Raw genomic sequence first — 16,938 nt, 5'->3', positions numbered from 1 at the left:
ATCACTTACAACCTTTAGTATAGGCTTCCTGTATTAATAACTGGTTGCGCACCTTTATCTGAAACGATGGCAACTAATAAATTGTTCACCATATTTGCTTTACGCTCGTCATCGAGTTCCAGTACGCCTTCTTCATCTAACATATGGATTGAATCTTTCGCCATCTTCACAGCACCTTCAACAATCTCTTTTCTAGCAGCTAATACTGCTTTTGCTTGTTGACGCTGGAGCATTGCATGGGCAATTTCTGTTGCGTAAGCTAAATGCGTTAAACGAGTTTCTAATACTTCTACGCCAGCGATTTCAAGGCGTGCTTCTAACTCACGCTTTAATTCTTCAGAGATTTCTTCAGTATTTCCTCGTAACGTGATACAAGTTTCATCTTGGAAATTATCATAAGGATATTTTGTAGCAACGTGGCGGATTGCTGTTTCGCTTTGAATTTCTACGAATCGATCGTAATGCTCAACACCAAACATTGCTTTTGCGGAATCAACAACTTTATATACGATAACGGCTGCAATTTCAATTGGATTGCCCTCAACATCGTTTACTTTTAATTTCTTACTGTTAAAGTTTTCAACACGTAAAGATACAGTTTGACGAAACGCGAATGGAATTGTTAAAAATAAACCATTTTGACGAATTGTTCCTAAATAACTACCGAAGAACGTAATAACTTTCGCTTGATTCGGTTGAACGATACCGATACCTGTAGCTAAAACAGATGCTAATATGAGAGCTAAAATAGCTATTACAAACATTTCTTGTACAAGGCAAAATACACCGATAGCGGCTAAAACTAAAATTCCAATAACGCCGAGAAATCCATTAACATAAAATACTTGTTTTTCTTTCATATGATCGCCTCCTTGATATAAAAATGATATCACTTTTATATCATTACATGCAAGAGGGTTACACCTAATTTTCTGAATTTTATTGTTTGATATCTTTTATGTACGTTTTAAGGGTAAAAACAAGAATGTACGTTCTGTTTCGTGGTAAAATAAAGAAGACTTAGCTGCCCACTGCAGCAGCTAAGTCCCTTTGAGAGCATCTTGCATCGTGACAAATGATTCAAAGCGGTTTTGCCAGGATTAATTCTTCAATCGCTGACTCAATCTCTTTGTCAGAAGTGTCATAACTTCCATCTGACTTTGAATTTGGCTTGTCATGACTGGAAGCTGAATTAACTTCTTCTTTATTATGTCCTTTTTCAGTGAAATTCATGCTAGGCATTTTAAATGCGCTCATATTCATATATTTTCCAAACTTACAGGCTTCAACAATAGGGCAGAAACGAACGATTCCCTCCGCAATTTTCATGGCGCCAATCCATAGCAAAACTTTAGACCAAGTGCACCAAGGTTTACGTACGAGTTTAGCTGTACTACAACCGAAGAGGATGAGTCCGAGTGTAATTCGAATTAGAGCACTAATTGTGCCGATGTTTTGCTTCATTAGAAAAACACTCCTTTTTAATTAACTTCGAAATAGAAAATACTATTTCATTTGTTAGTATTCCGTATAAGTTTTTTGATATGTAATCCAACATTTGACGTTGAAAAAGATGTTGGATTGGGCGTGTGTGTAGGTAGCTTTTTTTGTTATAATGAAAGAATGCGTAAAAGGAAGTTCAAAAAGTCCGGTAAAGATAGCTGCCGCATTTCATCGTTGCATACGCCAGTCCGGTACTCATGTAGGGAAAACTACATTCCGTTCCTCCTGGCGAATGCGCCTCGACCTGCTCGGCTCTCTATATCCTCCTTTTTGAACAAATATAGTAGGGAAGTTCAAAAAGTCCGGTAAAGATAGCTGCCGCATTTCATCGTTGCATACGCCAGTCCGGTACTCATGTAGGGAAAACTACATTCCGTTCCTCCTGGCGAATGCGCCTCGACCTGCTCGGCTCTCTATATCCTCCTTTTTGAACAAATATAGTAGGGAAGTTCAAAAAGTCCGGTAAAGATAGCTGTCGCATTTCATCGTTACATACGCCAGTCCGGTACTCATGTAGGAAAAACTACATTCTGTTCCTCCTGGCGAATGCGCCTCGATCTGCTCGGCTCTCTATATCCTCCTTTTTGAACAAATATAGTAAGGAAGTTCAAAAAGTCTGGTAAAGATATAGCAAGGAATGTAAAAAATCTTGATAAAAATTAACTGTTATTTTGAACAGAAATTATATAACTAGAGAAAAGAAAGGGTGTTTTCATGTACGATATTTCCAAATGGAAACATGTATTTAAGCTTGATCCAAATAAGGAGTTAAGTGACGAACATTTAGAAATGATTTGTGAATCTGGAACGGATGCTGTTATTGTAGGCGGAAGTGATGGAGTGACAATTGATAACGTATTACACATGCTAGTTAGCATTCGTAGATATGCAGTGCCTTGTGTGTTAGAGGTTTCTGATGTGGAGGCAATTACACCAGGATTTGATTTTTATTACATCCCAAGTGTTTTAAATAGCCGAAAAGTAGAATGGGTAACAGGTGTTCATCATGAGGCATTGAAAGAATTTGGGGATATTATGGACTGGGACGAAATTTACATGGAAGGGTATTGTGTTTTAAACCCAGAAGCGAAAGTAGCCCAGCTTACAGATGCAAAATGTGATTTAACAGAAGATGATGTTATTGCATATGCGCGTTTAGCAGACAAGCTATTACATTTACCGATATTCTATTTAGAATATAGCGGGACGTATGGAGACATTGAGCTTGTTAAAAATGTAAAAGCAGAATTGAAACAAGCTAAGCTATATTATGGCGGTGGTATTTCTAATGCAGAACAAGCGAAAGAAATGGCGCAGTATGCTGATACAGTAGTTGTTGGAAATATTATTTATGATGATATAAAATCGGCATTAAAAACAGTTAAAGCAGTAAAAGGAGAGTAGGTGCAGGCACATATGAGTACGACAGATAAGTTATTAAATGGTTTAAATCCGCAGCAACAAAAAGCAGTACAAACAACAAATGGAGCACTTCTATTAATGGCAGGCGCAGGTAGTGGGAAAACACGTGTGTTAACACACCGTATTGCATATTTACTTGGTGAAAAAGGTGTGGCGCCATGGAATGTACTAGCAATTACCTTTACAAATAAAGCTGCTCGTGAAATGCGTGAGCGTATTGATAAACTTGTTGGACCAGAAGCAGAAGATATTTGGATTTCTACGTTCCACTCTATGTGCGTACGTATTTTACGACGTGATATTGACCGCATTGGTATTAATCGTAACTTTACAATCTTAGATTCAGGTGATCAGTTAACTGTAGTAAAAAAAATTATGAAGGAGCGCAATATTGACTCGAAGAAGTTTGAGCCGCGCTCTATTTTAGCGGGTATTAGCAATGCGAAAAATGAACTGTTATCTGCAGATAAATATGCAAAAAAAATTACAACCGCTGATCCATATGAAAAATTAACGAGCGATGTATATACAGAATATCAAAAACGTCTTTTGAAAAATAACTCATTAGACTTTGATGATTTAATTATGACGACGATTCAGCTATTTGAACGTGTTCCAGAAGTACTAGAGTTTTATCAGCGTAAATTCCAATATATTCACGTTGATGAGTATCAAGATACGAACAAAGCTCAGTACCTTCTTGTTAAACATTTGGCATCACGTTTTAAAAACCTTTGTGTTGTTGGTGATTCGGATCAGTCTATTTACCGCTGGCGCGGGGCTGACATTTCTAACATTTTGTCATTCGAAAAAGACTATGAGAATGCACAAGTTATTCTGTTAGAACAAAACTATCGTTCATCACAAAATATTTTAAATGCAGCTAATGCTGTAATTGAAAAAAATTCAAACCGTAAACCGAAGAAATTATGGACAGAAAATCAAATTGGAAGCAAAATCTCGTATTATCGTGCTGCAACCGAAAAGGACGAAGCGTATTTTGTTGCGAAAAAAATTCGTGATGATATTCAAATGGGGAACCGAAAATATACTGATTTTGCAGTGTTATATCGTACAAATGCCCAGTCTCGTATGATTGAGGAGATTTTCCTAAAATCTAATATCCCTTACAAAATTGTCGGAGGTACTAAGTTCTACGACCGTAAAGAGATTAAAGACATTTTGGCGTACTTACGTTTAATTGGGAATCCAGATGATGAGATTAGTTTTGGACGTATTATAAACATGCCAAAGCGCGGGATTGGTGCGACTTCTATCGATAAAATTATTAATTATGGTGTGCAAAACGGAATCTCATTAACTGCTGTATTTGATGAGATTGAGCATGTTGGTGTAAGTGCAAAAATAACAAAAGCAGTAAAAGAATTCGCAAGTTTATTACACAACTGGGTAAATATGCAAGAGTATTTATCTGTTACAGAATTAGTAGAAGAAGTTATTGAGAAGACAGGCTATCGCGATATGTTGAAAAATGAGCGTTCTTTAGAAGCAGAAGGTCGTTTAGAAAACTTAGACGAGTTTTTATCTGTTACACAAACATTTGAATCCCAAAGCGAAGATAAGAGCCTTGTTGCATTCTTAACAGACTTAGCTCTTGTTGCGGATATTGATCGTGTAGATGAAGATCCAACTGCTGGTGAAGAAGTTATTTTAATGACGATGCACTCAGCAAAAGGATTAGAGTTCCCAGTTGTCTTTATTGTTGGCTTAGAGGAAGGGATATTCCCGCATACTCGCTCTCTTATGGAAGAGGATGAAATGCAAGAAGAGCGTCGTCTTGCCTATGTAGGTATTACTCGTGCAGAAGAAGAGCTATACTTATCCAATGCTCAAATGCGTACTTTATTTGGTAGAACAAGTATGAATGCAGCATCTCGATTTATTACAGAAATTCCGGCAGAATTAGTAGAACCATTAAACGAAACAGCACCGAAGCGTGAAACTTCGTTTGGTGCAAAAGGAAGAACGACAAGCGCAACTACAACACGTTCTCGTTCAGCTTTCGCGCGCCCGGCTGTTAAGACGACAGGTGGCGAGCAAATTGGCTGGGGAATAGGCGATAAAGCTGCTCACCAGAAGTGGGGAGTCGGTACAGTTGTAAGTGTAAAGGGTGAAGGAGATTCAAAAGAATTAGATATTGCGTTCCCAAGCCCAATTGGTATTAAACGTTTATTAGCAAAATTTGCACCTGTGACGAAACAATAGGAAAGGACTGAGGATATGTCAAAAGAGATAGCCAAAAAACGTATAGAAGAACTGCGTGATTTGTTAAATACATTTAACTATCAATATCACGTATTAGACAATCCTTCTGTTTCTGATGCGGAATATGACCGTGATATGCAGGAGCTTATAAAATTAGAAGCAGAGAACCCGGAGTTTATGAGTGAAGACTCTCCCTCCATTCGCGTTGGGGGGACTGTTCTTGATATATTTGAAAAGGTAACGCATAAATCACCAATGTTAAGTTTAGGAAACGCGTTTAATGAAGGAGATTTGCGTGATTTTGATCGAAGAGTACATCAGGGAATTGATGATGCGAATGTAAGATATATATGCGAATTAAAAATTGACGGACTTGCTGTTTCACTTCATTATGAAAAAGGACGCTTCATTCAAGGAGCAACACGTGGTGATGGTATAACGGGTGAAGATATTACCCAAAACTTAAAAACGATTAAAGCTATCCCGCTGCGTTTAAATGAAGAAGTAACGTTAGAAGCACGAGGCGAGGCTTATATGCCGAAGCGTTCATTCGTTAAATTAAATGAAGAAAAAGAGCAAAATGGTGAAGATGTATTTGCGAATCCACGTAATGCGGCAGCAGGATCGATACGCCAACTTGATCCGAAAATTGCAGCGAAGCGTAACTTATCTATGTTTGTGTATGGTCTTGCTAATGTAGAAGAAAAAACAATTCCATCCCACAGTGAATCACTGGATTTCTTAGGTGAGCTTGGATTTAAGACGAATCCAAATCGTCGTACATGTGAAACAATTGAAGACGTAATAGCCTATGTAGAAGAGTGGCAAGAAAAACGCCCGCATCTTGATTATGAGATTGACGGAATCGTTATAAAAGTAGACGATGTTGCTATTCAAGAAAGCTTAGGAACTACAGCAAAGAGTCCAAGATGGGCAATAGCTTATAAATTCCCAGCTGAAGAAGTTGTGACGAGATTAGCAGGGATTGAATTAAGTGTCGGCCGCACAGGAGTTGTAACACCAACTGCAGAGCTCGAGCCAGTTAGAGTGGCTGGTACTATCGTTCGTCGTGCTTCTTTACATAACGAAGATTTAATTCGTGAAAAGGATATTCGAATTGGTGACTACGTTGTTGTGAAAAAGGCTGGAGATATCATTCCTGAAGTTGTGAACGTTATTTTTGATAAGCGTACTGGTGAGGAAGAAGAATATCATATGCCAACGCATTGTCCAGCATGTGAGAGTGAACTTGTTCGTTTAGAAGAAGAAGTAGCACTTCGATGTATAAATCCGACTTGCCCAGCTCAAATTCGTGAAGGATTAATCCATTTCGTTTCAAGAAATGCAATGAATATTGATGGACTTGGAGAACGTGTAATTACACAACTCTTTGATGCGGATTATATTCGTACGTTTGCTGATTTATATTCATTGACGAAAGAGCAATTATTAGAACTAGAACGTTTCGGTGAAAAATCAGCAACAAATTTAGTCCAAGCAATTGAGAATTCTAAGGAAAACTCATTAGAGCGATTATTATTCGGTCTTGGTATTCGTCATGTCGGTGCGAAAGCGGCACGTACATTTGCTGAGCATTTCGAAACGATGGATGAGCTTGTGAAAGCGACGGAAGAAGAATTAAAAACAATTAATGAGATTGGTGAAAAAATGGCTCAATCCGTTGTAACGTATTTCGATAATGAAGACGTATTAGAGCTATTACAACAATTTAAAGAGTATGGCGTGAACATGGCATACAAAGGTATAAAAATTGCTGATTTACAAAATGTTGAATCGTACTTCGCAGGAAAAACTGTCGTCTTAACAGGGAAATTAGAAGTTATGGGCCGCAGTGAAGCGAAGAAGAAAATTGAGGCATTAGGTGGAAAAGTAACAGGAAGTGTTAGTAAAAGTACGGATTTACTTGTTGCTGGTGAAGCTGCTGGTTCGAAATTAGCGCAAGCAGAGAAGCACAATGTTGAAGTTTGGAATGAAGAGAGGTTCTTACAAGAGCTGAATAAGTAAGAGGTGCAAACTTACGATGAAAAAAATAGCGTTAGCGGTATTAAGTCTTAGCCTACTTGTAAGTGGGTGTAGCATTGGTTCTAATAAAGATGAAAAAGCAGTTGAGAAATCGGGGAAAGCGAAAGAACAAGCAGTTATCCCGAAATACTCCATTTCGGATGAATATTATAAGACAACGGTTCCATTTAATGCAGGATCTGCACGTGGTTTAGTTGTGCAAGGTTTAAATAGTCGTCTAGATGTAGATGAATTTGAAACAGGATTAATGCGTATTGCCAAAGAATCATTTAGCACGAAAGATTATTTCTTTAAAGGCGGAGACGTTTTAGATACTCAAAGTGTTCAAATGCTTGTAAAAAGAAAGCGTACAGACGCTGAACAAAAAGAGCTAGAGGACAAGTTGAAAAAAGATGCAGTTAAATTTCCGAATGTAGGGTTGAATCCAGCCTTAAGTGAAGGATCAGAATCGCTAGAAGTAAAGAATAAAAAAAGTCCAATGTATATCTCAAATATTTTAGAGCATGATTATTATGTAAGAAAAGGTGAGAACGATGTTGAACGTGGTGGCATTGTAGTTGGATTAGCGATGAATTCTGTTCAATATTATGAGGAAGAGCATGGTTATCCGCGTGAGGCTGCAATTCCAGATGTAAAAATGTTAGCTGAAGGGAAAAGGATGGCCCAAGAAATCTTGAAAGTAATGCAGCAAAAAAAGCCTGAAATAAAAAATATTCCGGTTACATTTGCGATTTATCGTCAAAGTCCAAAGTCTTCACTTGTGCCAGGGAATTTTGTTTCTTATGCTAAGGTAGAAAAAGGTAGTGAAACGGTTGAGGATTGGAAACCAATCAATGAGAAATATTATTTGTTCCCGTCTGAACAAGCAAAAGCGGATAATAAACGTGAAGACCTTGCAAGGGTGTCAAACTTTAAAGCGAAGTTAAGTGAGTATTTCCAAGGCGATTATACAGCTGTTATCGGTACTGGAATGTATAGAGATGATGAATTAAAAGAAATGAAGCTCGATATTCCTGTCCAATTCAATGGGAAAGCTGAAGTAATTGGTTTTACACAATATGTAGCTGGACTTGTTATGGAATACTTCCCGAATTATATGAAAGTACAAGTAACAATTAAATCTGTAGAACGTCCAGAAGCAATTATTATACGTGAAGCGAAGCAAGATGAACCATTTGTGAAAATTTTAGATTAAAGATGAGAGCTGTTCCATAAAGGAACAGCTTTTTTTCTTGAAAAATTTTGTTATAATTTTAAATGTTACAAATAAAGGGGTAAGGGGCAAAGTCATGGGAGAACTAAGCTTTCAAGTCATTATTTTATTAATTGCATTCGGATTTTTAGCTGCTTTTATTGATTCGGTTGTTGGAGGGGGAGGATTAATTTCGCTTCCTGCACTTATGTTTGTTGGTTTATCACCAGCTTCGGCAATCGCAACGAATAAATTAGCTGCAACGATGGGGACGCTTACGAGCACAATTTATTTTATTCGATCAGGCAAGGTGGATTTTCGGATTGTAGGAAAGTTAATCCCGTTAACTATTATTGGAGCAGTCGCAGGGGCTTTAGTAGTAAAGTTTATTCCACCTGATATTTTGCGTCCACTAGTGCTCGTAATGTTGGTTTTTATTGCCATTTATATTATTGCGAAAAAAGATTGGGGAAGTGCATCTACCTATAAAAAGATGACCAAAGGGAAAACATTAATATTTTTCTTTGTTATTTTAATGATAGGATTTTATGATGGATTTTTTGGACCAGGGACAGGATCCTTTTTAATTTTTGCATTTTTATTAATTGGTTTGGATTTTATTCAAGCGGCAGCATCTGGAAAACTTTTGAACTTCGTTAGTAATATCGTATCTTTAATTACTTTTTTATTTTTAGATGTGATTCATTTTGAATACGGTATAATTATGGGCTTATCAATGATTTTAGGTGCTTATTTTGGATCGAAGTTTGCGGTTCAAAAAGGTGTTGGATATGTAAGGACTTTATTTTTATTAGTTACTATTTTATTAATCGGGAAAAATGTTTTGGAATATACTCATATTTTGTAGATTCATACGTATGCATGAATCTCTTTTTTTTATTATATTTTAAAAATTTATTAATTTTTAAAATATAAGTCTAGGAATATTTGAATAAATCTAAATTATCGTGTAGAATAATGTTGTAAAATGTAAACGTTTTTCTAAGGGGAGGCTAAAAAGATGGTAGTAGCATACAAACATGAGCCATTTACAGATTTTTCAGTAGAGGCTAACAAATTAGCGTTTGAAGAGGGTTTAAAGAAAGTAGAATCTTATCTTGGACAAGACTATCCATTAATTATCGGGGGAGAAAAAATCACTACAGAAGACAAAATTGTTTCTGTAAACCCTGCAAATAAAGAGGAACTTGTTGGTCGTGTTTCAAAAGCAAGCCGTGAATTAGCTGAAAAAGCAATGCAAGTAGCGGATGCAACATTCCAAACTTGGAGAAAGTCAAAACCAGAAATGCGTGCAGATATTTTATTCCGTGCTGCAGCAATCGTTCGTCGTAGAAAACATGAGTTCTCTGCTATTCTTGTAAAAGAAGCAGGTAAACCATGGAATGAGGCAGATGCTGATACAGCAGAAGCAATCGACTTTATGGAATATTATGCTCGTCAAATGTTGAAATTAAAAGACGGTATTCCAGTAGAAAGCCGTCCAATTGAATATAATCGTTTCTCTTACATTCCATTAGGAGTAGGTGTTATCATTTCTCCTTGGAACTTCCCATTCGCAATTATGGCAGGTATGACAACAGCTGCTTTAGTTTCTGGTAATACAGTATTACTAAAACCAGCTAGTACAACTCCTGTAGTAGCAGCGAAATTTATGGAAGTATTAGAAGAAGCTGGTTTACCAGCTGGCGTAGTAAACTTCGTTCCAGGTAATGGCTCTGAAGTTGGTGACTACTTAGTAGATCACCCTCGTACACGTTTCGTTAGCTTTACTGGATCTCGCGATGTAGGTATTCGTATTTACGAACGTGCAGCAAAAGTAAACCCAGGACAAATTTGGTTAAAACGTGTTATCGCTGAAATGGGCGGTAAAGATACAATCGTTGTTGATAAAGAGGCAGATCTTGAATTAGCAGCTAAATCTATCGTTGCATCAGCATTCGGATTCTCAGGACAAAAATGTTCTGCATGTTCTCGTGCAGTAATCCATGAAGATGTATACGATCATGTATTAAATCGTGCTGTTGAATTAACAAAAGAATTAACAGTAGGTAACCCAGATGCAAAAGATATTAACATGGGACCTGTTAATGACCAAGCTGCATTCGATAAAGTAATGAGCTATGTTGCAATTGGTAAAGAAGAAGGTAAAATCGTATCAGGTGGCGAAGGAGACGATTCTAAAGGCTGGTTCATCCAACCAACAATCGTTGCTGACGTTGCAGAAGATGCTCGCTTAATGAAAGAAGAAATCTTCGGACCAGTAGTAGCATTCTGTAAAGCAAAAGACTTTGATCATGCACTTGCAATTGCAAACAATACAGAATACGGTTTAACAGGAGCAGTTGTTACTAACAACCGTGACCATATTGAAAAAGCACGTGAAGACTTCCACGTTGGTAACTTATACTTCAACCGTGGATGTACTGGTGCAATCGTAGGTTACCAACCATTCGGTGGCTTTAACATGTCTGGTACAGACTCTAAAGCTGGTGGTCCTGACTACTTAGCACTTCACATGCAAGCAAAAACTACTTCTGAAACTTTATAAGAAATAGTAGAAAAGATCTTCACAGACTGTGAAGATCTTTTCTTTTGAGAAACTCTCTATAATAGAAGCTAGTTAATTTCAATCAAGAAAAGGTTTCTAAATATTACTATTTGTTCTTTTGAATTAGTTAAACCCTGTTAATATCGGGATAAACATGAAAATAGAAACAAAACAGCGAGAAAAATTGACTTATTAGTCATATTTTTTAGTATTCATTTTGAGGATTTCCTGTATAATACAATTTGAAAGAAAATCTATGGTTAGACAAGAGAACACTCCTTTCGGCTTTGCTAACTGAAAGGAGTGTTTTTTTTAGGTCGCTAAAAACTCTTCTGTACTCATTATATTTGCGTATACTCCATTTAAACTCGCCAAAATTGTATTATGAATATAAACAGCTGATATAGTAGCATTCTTAAATGAAAGATCTTTTGTAGCACAAGCATCGTGTATTACGGTACAGTGAAGGCCAAAATCAAAAGCAGCTCTTACTGTAGCATCAATACACATATGGGTCATCATCCCGCATATTACGACGTGCTCAATTCCTGAACGTTGTAATTGTTCTAGAAGATCAGTTTCTCGGAAGCTATTTGGATAATGTTTAAGGATAACGGTTTCCTCTCTAAGTGGACGGACATTTTCGTGAATATGGACACCTTCTGTATTGGGTAGGAAAAAAGTAGCGCTATCTTTTATAGCTACATGTTGGATATGAAAAATAGGTTCGTTTCTTATTCTAAAATGTTGTAGTAGCTGACTAGCATATTCACTTGCTTCTACTGGATTACGTAATTCCATCATTCCGCTTGGAAAATAATCATTTTGAATGTCGACGAGCAAAAGAGCTGTTTTCATATATCTATCTTCCTCCGATTTCATATTCAAATAATGTTATTCAATGAATAGAGAAGATTCTCCTTTTTAAAAGTATGAGTGAGGAGGATTTTACATAACTTTAAAAATCACTATTGTATTGTTACTTCTTATTTAAAAATTTAAATAGAGAAATAATTAATATTTTTCCGAAAAACGTATTGACTCTCATTATTCTGAGTTCTATAATAAGACTTAATTAAACGACAATTAAATCGATACACTCTTATCCAGAGAGGTGGAGGGACTGGCCCTACGATACCTCAGCAACGGGTTTTTTAATACCGTGCTAACTCCAGCAAGCCTATAAAGGCTTGGAAGATGAGAAGATGTGAATGAGTACATATAAAAGTGCTCTCCTTCTTATCTTTTATTACTGATAAGAAGGAGAGCACTTTTTATTTTACCTCGAAAGCTCTACTTCAAGTTTTACAGCATATAGGAGGGAAGAAAATGATTTCTTTTAACAATGTAAGTAAAGTATATGAATCAGGTGGGCAATCTGTTCATGCGGTTGAGGATGTAACGCTGTCAGTTGAAAAGGGCGAAATTTTTGGCATTATCGGATTTAGTGGTGCTGGAAAGAGTACGCTATTACGTTTAGTAAATATGTTAGAAAGACCAACTGCAGGAACAATTTCAATAGATGATAAAGATATTACATCATTATCGGCGAAAGAATTACGGACACTAAGACAAAGGATTGGGATGATTTTCCAAAGTTTCAATCTATTTAATTCAAGAACGGTGTTTGGGAACATTGCTTATCCATTAAGGTTAGCGAAATTGCCGAAGAATGAGATAAAAGAAAGAGTGAATGAACTACTAAAATTTGTTGGTTTAGAAGATAAAGCGAACTATTATCCAGAACAGTTATCAGGTGGGCAAAAGCAGCGTGTTGGGATTGCAAGAGCACTTGCGACATCACCCGATATTCTCATATGTGATGAGGCAACATCAGCTTTAGATCCGGAAACAACAACAGAAATCTTAAATTTATTAAAGAAAGTAAATAGAGAGTATAATTTAACGATTCTACTTATTACACATGAAATGCACGTTGTGAAAGAAATTTGTCACCGTGTAGCCGTTATGGAAAAAGGAAAAGTAATTGAAGAAGGAAAACTGTTTGACGTTTTCACACAACCAAAAACAAAGACAACTCAAAATTTTGTACGCTCTGTTATTAATGATCACTTACCAGAAAGTGTTCTAGCGAAAATTCAAAACGGAGGTCAGATTTATCGCCTGACTTTTACTGGGGAAGAGACAGGGCAGCCTGTACTATCATATATTGCGAAAAACTATAACGTCGATGTAAATGTTCTTTATGGAAATATTATTGAACTCCAAAATGTGCTATTTGGAAATCTTCTTGTAGAACTACAAGGTGAACAGAAAGAAATTCAAAAAGCATTACAACATCTAAGACTGCAAGTGCAGCTGAAGGAGGTAGAAGCTCATGCGAGTTGATTGGAGTATATTTTGGCCTCGCATATTAGATGCGACGGGGGATACCCTCTTAATGGTAATTGTAACCCTTATATTCGCTACAATTCTCGGTATACCTCTAGGTTTACTGTTGTATGTAACGAGAAAAGGGAATTTTTTGGAAAATAAATGGGTCTTTTCTATTCTTAATATCATAATTAATACAATTCGTCCGGTTCCATTCATTATCTTTTTAGTAGCTTTAAGCCCACTAACAAGAAGTGTTATTGGAACGACGATTGGAACGGCTGCAGCAATCTTCCCAATGACGTTAGTTGCATCAATTGGTATTGCTAGAATGGTTGAAACCAATCTTGTTTCTGTTCCGAAAGGAGTAATTGAAGCAGCACAAGCAATGGGCGCTTCACCACTTAGAATTGTTTTTGAAATCCTCGTACCAGAAGCTTTAGCACCATTGATCCTAGGTGTCACGTTTATGACGGTCGGTTTAATTGAATTTTCTGCAGTCGCAGGACTTGTCGGTGGTGGCGGTCTTGGTGACTTAGCAATGACATATGGTTATCAACGCTTTGATACGTCAGTTATGTTTGTAACGGTCGTTTTACTTATTATTCTTGTACAGGTGGCTCAAAATTTAGGGAACTACTTTGCGAAAGTCTTTTTACGCAGATCATAAAAAGGAAGAGGGGAAAAGAAAATGAAGAAAATTTTAGCATTTGCATTATCAGCGATCGTAGGAATTACAGCATTAAGCGGCTGCTCAGGTGGAGACACAGGTGCAGGAGCGAAAGAGAAAGTAGTTCGCGTCGGTGTAACTGGAACAGATGGAGACGTTTGGGAAATTTTAAAGAAAAAAGCTGAAAAAGAAGGGATTAAAATTAAACTGGTTGAGTTCTCTGATTACACAACACCCAACAAAGCGTTAGCTGATGGAGATATTGAACTAAACTCATTCCAGCACATTGCTTTCTTAGAGCAATTTAAAAAGGAGCATAAGTTAGATATTACAGCTGTTGGTACAACGCAAATTGCACCGATGGGCTTATACTCTGAAAAATATAAGAAAGCAAATGAAATCCCAGATGGTTCGGAAATTGCTATTCCGAATGATCCAACGAACCAAGCACGTGCATTAAAACTTCTTGATGCAGCTGGATTATTAAAGCTTAAGAAAGATTTTGGTCTATTTGGGGATCCAAGTGGTATCGCTGAAAATCCAAAGAAGTTAAAAATCACACCGGTTATCGCACAGCAAACACCTCGTGTGTTAAAAGATGTAGCGGCTTCAGTTATTAATAACGGTGTTGCTGGTCAAGCTGGATTAGACCCAGCGAAGGATCCAATTTTCTTAGAAGATCCAAATAATGAAAATGCAAAGGCCTATATTAATATTTTCGCAGCTCGTACGAAAGATAAAAATGATCCAACACTGAAAAAAGTAATTGAGTTATACCATTCAAAAGAAGTAACAGATGCAATTAAGAAAGAAACAAATGATGGTTCAATTTCAGTAGATCTTTCACTTGATGAGCTTGAAAAAATCGTAAAATAATTATTGAGTTTAACGACTAACAGTAGGAACCCCTCCGCTGTTAGCTCGTTCAACATATAATCTACTTAACAAACAAAACCCTAATTCTGTACCTTCTAATTTTGTATAACATAGAATCCAATGTTTGTTAAGTAGAGTGATGGACCAGGAGTTTTCCTGGTCTTTTTTTAATTAAAGCAGCTGGCTAATAATAAGGAAATCCAAATTATGATTGGGTAAGAGATTAAACTAAAAATGAGTGTACTTGCTAATTTCTTTTTAGGGATTAATAGTTTCTTTGATGAAAATAAGAAAAGAGAAAATAGGATAATGATAGATGCTGAGATTACTCCTGGATTATAAGAACGATAAATGAAATACAAGATAATATGCTGAACGGCGTTAAAGAAGATACAGCCCTGTATAAAAATGATCAAATAAATAGAAGATATGATGCTTAATTGATATAGAATGACTATGAGTAAGACGAAGGTTGTTAATATGGAAATTGCAATGAAAAATTGTTTGTTAGTTATAAAATGGATCGAAAATCGATTAGCGATATATTGTGGCATTTGGAAAGCTTCTTCAAGGTTATGAAAAAAGAATAGAAGGGGGATTAGCCAAATTGTATTAGTGGTGAAATGTCTTGTTGAAGATGTTTTTATCAACTTATATCAGCTCCAATAAAGGGATAGAAAGCCTATAAGAAAAGGCTTTCTACAAGGGTAGAGTTATTCAATTATGATGCTTTTTAAATTACTCTCAGGTTGCGGTTGTTCTTCAGCATAAGAGGAGAGCTCCTCTTGCAAAATATTTAGTGCGTGCTTAGCTGATTGCTGAATCGGATTCGGTAGCTCTTCTAATATACGCATACCGATTTTTATTTTTGTACGAATTACCTTTCTTAGTAATTCATCATGCATGTACTACACCTCCAAACCGAATGTTTAGTACATCATCTTCAAACTTAGCTCCTTGAATAGAAAGGTGTGTTAATGTTTTTGGTAAGGTGATATTTCGCTTCATAGAGCCGGCTCGAATAATAAGTTCATCACCTTTTTGATTTAATGAAAGTTCACTTTTGTTTGAGAAGGGAATGGACAGAACGAAAATATACTCATCGCCATCTTTTTTTACATATTGTGTGCGGCCATTAAATTTTACTTCAGTAGGAGAAGGGTCTGATTTAAATAAAGCATTTCCTACACGCTCTAACATAGGTAAACCAACAACTTCTTGTTCAAACATGGGAGCTTCGTAAATAGGAAGTGGCTGAAAACTATCTTTAATTAACGCCTTATATTTCTTTTGTGTATCTTTCCATGCCTGAAAGTAAGGGTCGGTAACAGTGTTAGGGATGACGCGGTTAATCATAATGGCATCTACGTTATAATCGTATAAGTTTAAATAAGTAAAACTACGCTGAGCTTCTTTAATGACCATTTTTTCAGGATTTACAACAACGCGAATACTCGTTACTTTTCGGTTTGATAAAATATCTCTCATTTCTCCGAGCTGTTCAAGCGTATTCGTTAATTCGTCCATAATATCATCAGTTGGAAGGGGGACACCAAGAAGTGGTTGAGCTACAGGACGAACAACTTTTAAAATCTTCCTTTTAATAGGAAAGAGTTTTTCCATCCACCAGCCGAGCATGTCTGGAAAGCTAAGCATTGCTAAAGTTTCTCCAGTCGGTGCGCAATCAATAATGATGACGTCGTAAGTGTTGTGTTTATAATAATCGAGTACTCGAAGTAAGCTAATTAAATCTTCCATACCAGGGAACATCGTTAATTCTTCTGTTGTAATATCATCGGCTGCTTTGGAAGTGAAGAGTAGTGTAATATATTTCTGCAATTTCCCCCAGCCTTTTTCCATTTCATAAATAGTGTTAATTTCTTGTGCCCACAAGTTTTCGCGAATTTCTAGTGGCTCAGAAGATAGTTTTATGCCAAATGAATCCCCTAAACTATGAGCAGGATCTGTACTCATTACTAATGTTTTTAATCCTTGTTTTGCACTTTGGATTGCTGTTGCTGCTGAAATGCTAGTTTTTCCTACGCCGCCTTTACCTGTATACAGAATAATTCTCATCATTAATATCCCCTTTGTTTCGAATGT

15 protein-coding genes and 1 riboswitch are annotated in these 16,938 nt (G+C 36.6%); of the genes, 9 read left to right on the top strand and 6 right to left on the bottom strand.

The features are described from left to right. Positions 1 to 14 precede the first annotated feature (14 nt). Positions 15 to 860 carry an SPFH domain-containing protein gene (locus JFU20_RS13435; RefSeq protein WP_002063557.1) on the bottom strand — a complete coding sequence of 282 codons (846 nt, stop codon included), beginning with the start codon at positions 858 to 860 and terminating at the stop codon, positions 15 to 17. Between the two features lie 220 nt (positions 861 to 1,080). Beyond that, positions 1,081 to 1,464, bottom strand: coding sequence for a YgaP family membrane protein (locus JFU20_RS13430; protein ID WP_033715573.1), 384 nt, complete (start codon positions 1,462 to 1,464; stop codon positions 1,081 to 1,083). Between the two features lie 753 nt (positions 1,465 to 2,217). Here JFU20_RS13430 and pcrB point away from each other — a divergent pair. The 6 genes from pcrB (at position 2,218) to pruA (ending at position 10,955) form a co-directional block, all read left to right on the top strand. Then, positions 2,218 to 2,907 carry a heptaprenylglyceryl phosphate synthase gene (gene pcrB, locus JFU20_RS13425; RefSeq protein WP_002124878.1) on the top strand — a complete coding sequence of 230 codons (690 nt, stop codon included), beginning with the start codon at positions 2,218 to 2,220 and terminating at the stop codon, positions 2,905 to 2,907. 12 nt (positions 2,908 to 2,919) lie between these two features. Beyond that, positions 2,920 to 5,151, top strand: coding sequence for a DNA helicase PcrA (pcrA, locus tag JFU20_RS13420; RefSeq protein ID WP_201038694.1), 2,232 nt, complete (start codon positions 2,920 to 2,922; stop codon positions 5,149 to 5,151). 15 nt (positions 5,152 to 5,166) lie between these two features. After that, complete coding sequence (gene ligA, locus JFU20_RS13415; RefSeq protein WP_201038693.1) at positions 5,167 to 7,176, top strand: NAD-dependent DNA ligase LigA; 2,010 nt, start codon at positions 5,167 to 5,169, stop codon at positions 7,174 to 7,176. Between the two features lie 16 nt (positions 7,177 to 7,192). Then, positions 7,193 to 8,389: a CamS family sex pheromone protein gene (locus tag JFU20_RS13410; RefSeq protein ID WP_002010033.1), complete on the top strand. Its 1,197-nt coding sequence runs from the start codon at positions 7,193 to 7,195 to the stop codon at positions 8,387 to 8,389. A 94-nt stretch (positions 8,390 to 8,483) separates the two neighbouring features. Next, positions 8,484 to 9,254, top strand: a complete 771-nt coding sequence (locus JFU20_RS13405; protein WP_201038692.1) for a TSUP family transporter — start codon at positions 8,484 to 8,486, stop codon at positions 9,252 to 9,254. 153 nt (positions 9,255 to 9,407) lie between these two features. Further along, complete coding sequence (gene pruA / locus JFU20_RS13400; protein ID WP_002010035.1) at positions 9,408 to 10,955, top strand: L-glutamate gamma-semialdehyde dehydrogenase; 1,548 nt, start codon at positions 9,408 to 9,410, stop codon at positions 10,953 to 10,955. Positions 10,956 to 11,267: 312 nt separating this feature from the next. On the opposite strand, the gene JFU20_RS13395 is transcribed toward pruA, so the two are convergent. Next, positions 11,268 to 11,813, bottom strand: coding sequence for a cysteine hydrolase family protein (locus JFU20_RS13395; RefSeq protein ID WP_033715574.1), 546 nt, complete (start codon positions 11,811 to 11,813; stop codon positions 11,268 to 11,270). Between the two features lie 241 nt (positions 11,814 to 12,054). Beyond that, positions 12,055 to 12,159, top strand: a riboswitch (SAM riboswitch). A 125-nt stretch (positions 12,160 to 12,284) separates the two neighbouring features. Here JFU20_RS13395 and JFU20_RS13390 point away from each other — a divergent pair. The 3 genes from JFU20_RS13390 to JFU20_RS13380 are packed head-to-tail and all read left to right on the top strand — an operon-like array spanning position 12,285 to position 14,835. Next, complete coding sequence (locus tag JFU20_RS13390) at positions 12,285 to 13,304, top strand: methionine ABC transporter ATP-binding protein (RefSeq protein ID WP_002010037.1); 1,020 nt, start codon at positions 12,285 to 12,287, stop codon at positions 13,302 to 13,304. Further along, positions 13,294 to 13,959, top strand: coding sequence for a methionine ABC transporter permease (locus JFU20_RS13385; RefSeq protein WP_002091343.1), 666 nt, complete (start codon positions 13,294 to 13,296; stop codon positions 13,957 to 13,959). Before JFU20_RS13390 ends, JFU20_RS13385 begins: the two co-directional genes overlap by 11 nt. 21 nt (positions 13,960 to 13,980) lie before the next feature. After that, positions 13,981 to 14,835, top strand: coding sequence for a MetQ/NlpA family ABC transporter substrate-binding protein (locus tag JFU20_RS13380; protein ID WP_002010039.1), 855 nt, complete (start codon positions 13,981 to 13,983; stop codon positions 14,833 to 14,835). A 167-nt stretch (positions 14,836 to 15,002) separates the two neighbouring features. Here the strand turns inward: JFU20_RS13380 and JFU20_RS13375 are convergent, their stop codons facing one another. The 3 genes from JFU20_RS13375 to JFU20_RS13365 form a co-directional block, all read right to left on the bottom strand. Further along, positions 15,003 to 15,485, bottom strand: a complete 483-nt coding sequence (locus JFU20_RS13375; protein WP_002091337.1) for an HXXEE domain-containing protein — start codon at positions 15,483 to 15,485, stop codon at positions 15,003 to 15,005. 63 nt (positions 15,486 to 15,548) lie between these two features. Beyond that, on the bottom strand, positions 15,549 to 15,740 hold the full coding sequence (locus JFU20_RS13370) for a DUF3926 domain-containing protein (protein ID WP_002091335.1): 192 nt from the start codon (positions 15,738 to 15,740) through the stop codon (positions 15,549 to 15,551). Then, the gene (locus JFU20_RS13365) at positions 15,733 to 16,914 is read right to left on the bottom strand and encodes an ArsA family ATPase (protein ID WP_002010045.1); all 1,182 of its coding nucleotides are present in this window, start codon (positions 16,912 to 16,914) and stop codon (positions 15,733 to 15,735) included. The genes JFU20_RS13370 and JFU20_RS13365 overlap by 8 nt, the downstream gene beginning before the upstream one ends. Positions 16,915 to 16,938: the final 24 nt, after the last annotated feature.

Source organism: Bacillus sp. TH30 (assembly GCF_016650875.1).
Lineage (GTDB): Bacteria > Bacillota > Bacilli > Bacillales > Bacillaceae_G > Bacillus_A > Bacillus_A mycoides.
The sequence above is the reverse complement of the archived record's forward strand: the minus strand, read 5'-3'. Positions and strand labels throughout refer to the sequence as shown.

Excerpts from the sequence above, each read along its gene's own strand:
- JFU20_RS13405 (WP_201038692.1), top strand. The coding sequence starts at position 8,484 with ATGGGAGAACTAAGCTTTCAAGTCATTATTTTATTAATTGCATTCGGA.
- ligA (WP_201038693.1), top strand. The coding sequence starts at position 5,167 with ATGTCAAAAGAGATAGCCAAAAAACGTATAGAAGAACTGCGTGATTTG.
- JFU20_RS13410 (WP_002010033.1), top strand. The coding sequence starts at position 7,193 with ATGAAAAAAATAGCGTTAGCGGTATTAAGTCTTAGCCTACTTGTAAGT.
- pcrB (WP_002124878.1), top strand. The coding sequence starts at position 2,218 with ATGTACGATATTTCCAAATGGAAACATGTATTTAAGCTTGATCCAAAT.
- JFU20_RS13365 (WP_002010045.1), bottom strand. The coding sequence starts at position 16,914 with ATGATGAGAATTATTCTGTATACAGGTAAAGGCGGCGTAGGAAAAACT.
- JFU20_RS13390 (WP_002010037.1), top strand. The coding sequence starts at position 12,285 with ATGATTTCTTTTAACAATGTAAGTAAAGTATATGAATCAGGTGGGCAA.
- pcrA (WP_201038694.1), top strand. The coding sequence starts at position 2,920 with ATGAGTACGACAGATAAGTTATTAAATGGTTTAAATCCGCAGCAACAA.
- JFU20_RS13370 (WP_002091335.1), bottom strand. The coding sequence starts at position 15,740 with ATGCATGATGAATTACTAAGAAAGGTAATTCGTACAAAAATAAAAATC.
- JFU20_RS13385 (WP_002091343.1), top strand. The coding sequence starts at position 13,294 with ATGCGAGTTGATTGGAGTATATTTTGGCCTCGCATATTAGATGCGACG.
- JFU20_RS13395 (WP_033715574.1), bottom strand. The coding sequence starts at position 11,813 with ATGAAAACAGCTCTTTTGCTCGTCGACATTCAAAATGATTATTTTCCA.
- pruA (WP_002010035.1), top strand. The coding sequence starts at position 9,408 with ATGGTAGTAGCATACAAACATGAGCCATTTACAGATTTTTCAGTAGAG.
- JFU20_RS13435 (WP_002063557.1), bottom strand. The coding sequence starts at position 860 with ATGAAAGAAAAACAAGTATTTTATGTTAATGGATTTCTCGGCGTTATT.
- JFU20_RS13430 (WP_033715573.1), bottom strand. The coding sequence starts at position 1,464 with ATGAAGCAAAACATCGGCACAATTAGTGCTCTAATTCGAATTACACTC.
- JFU20_RS13380 (WP_002010039.1), top strand. The coding sequence starts at position 13,981 with ATGAAGAAAATTTTAGCATTTGCATTATCAGCGATCGTAGGAATTACA.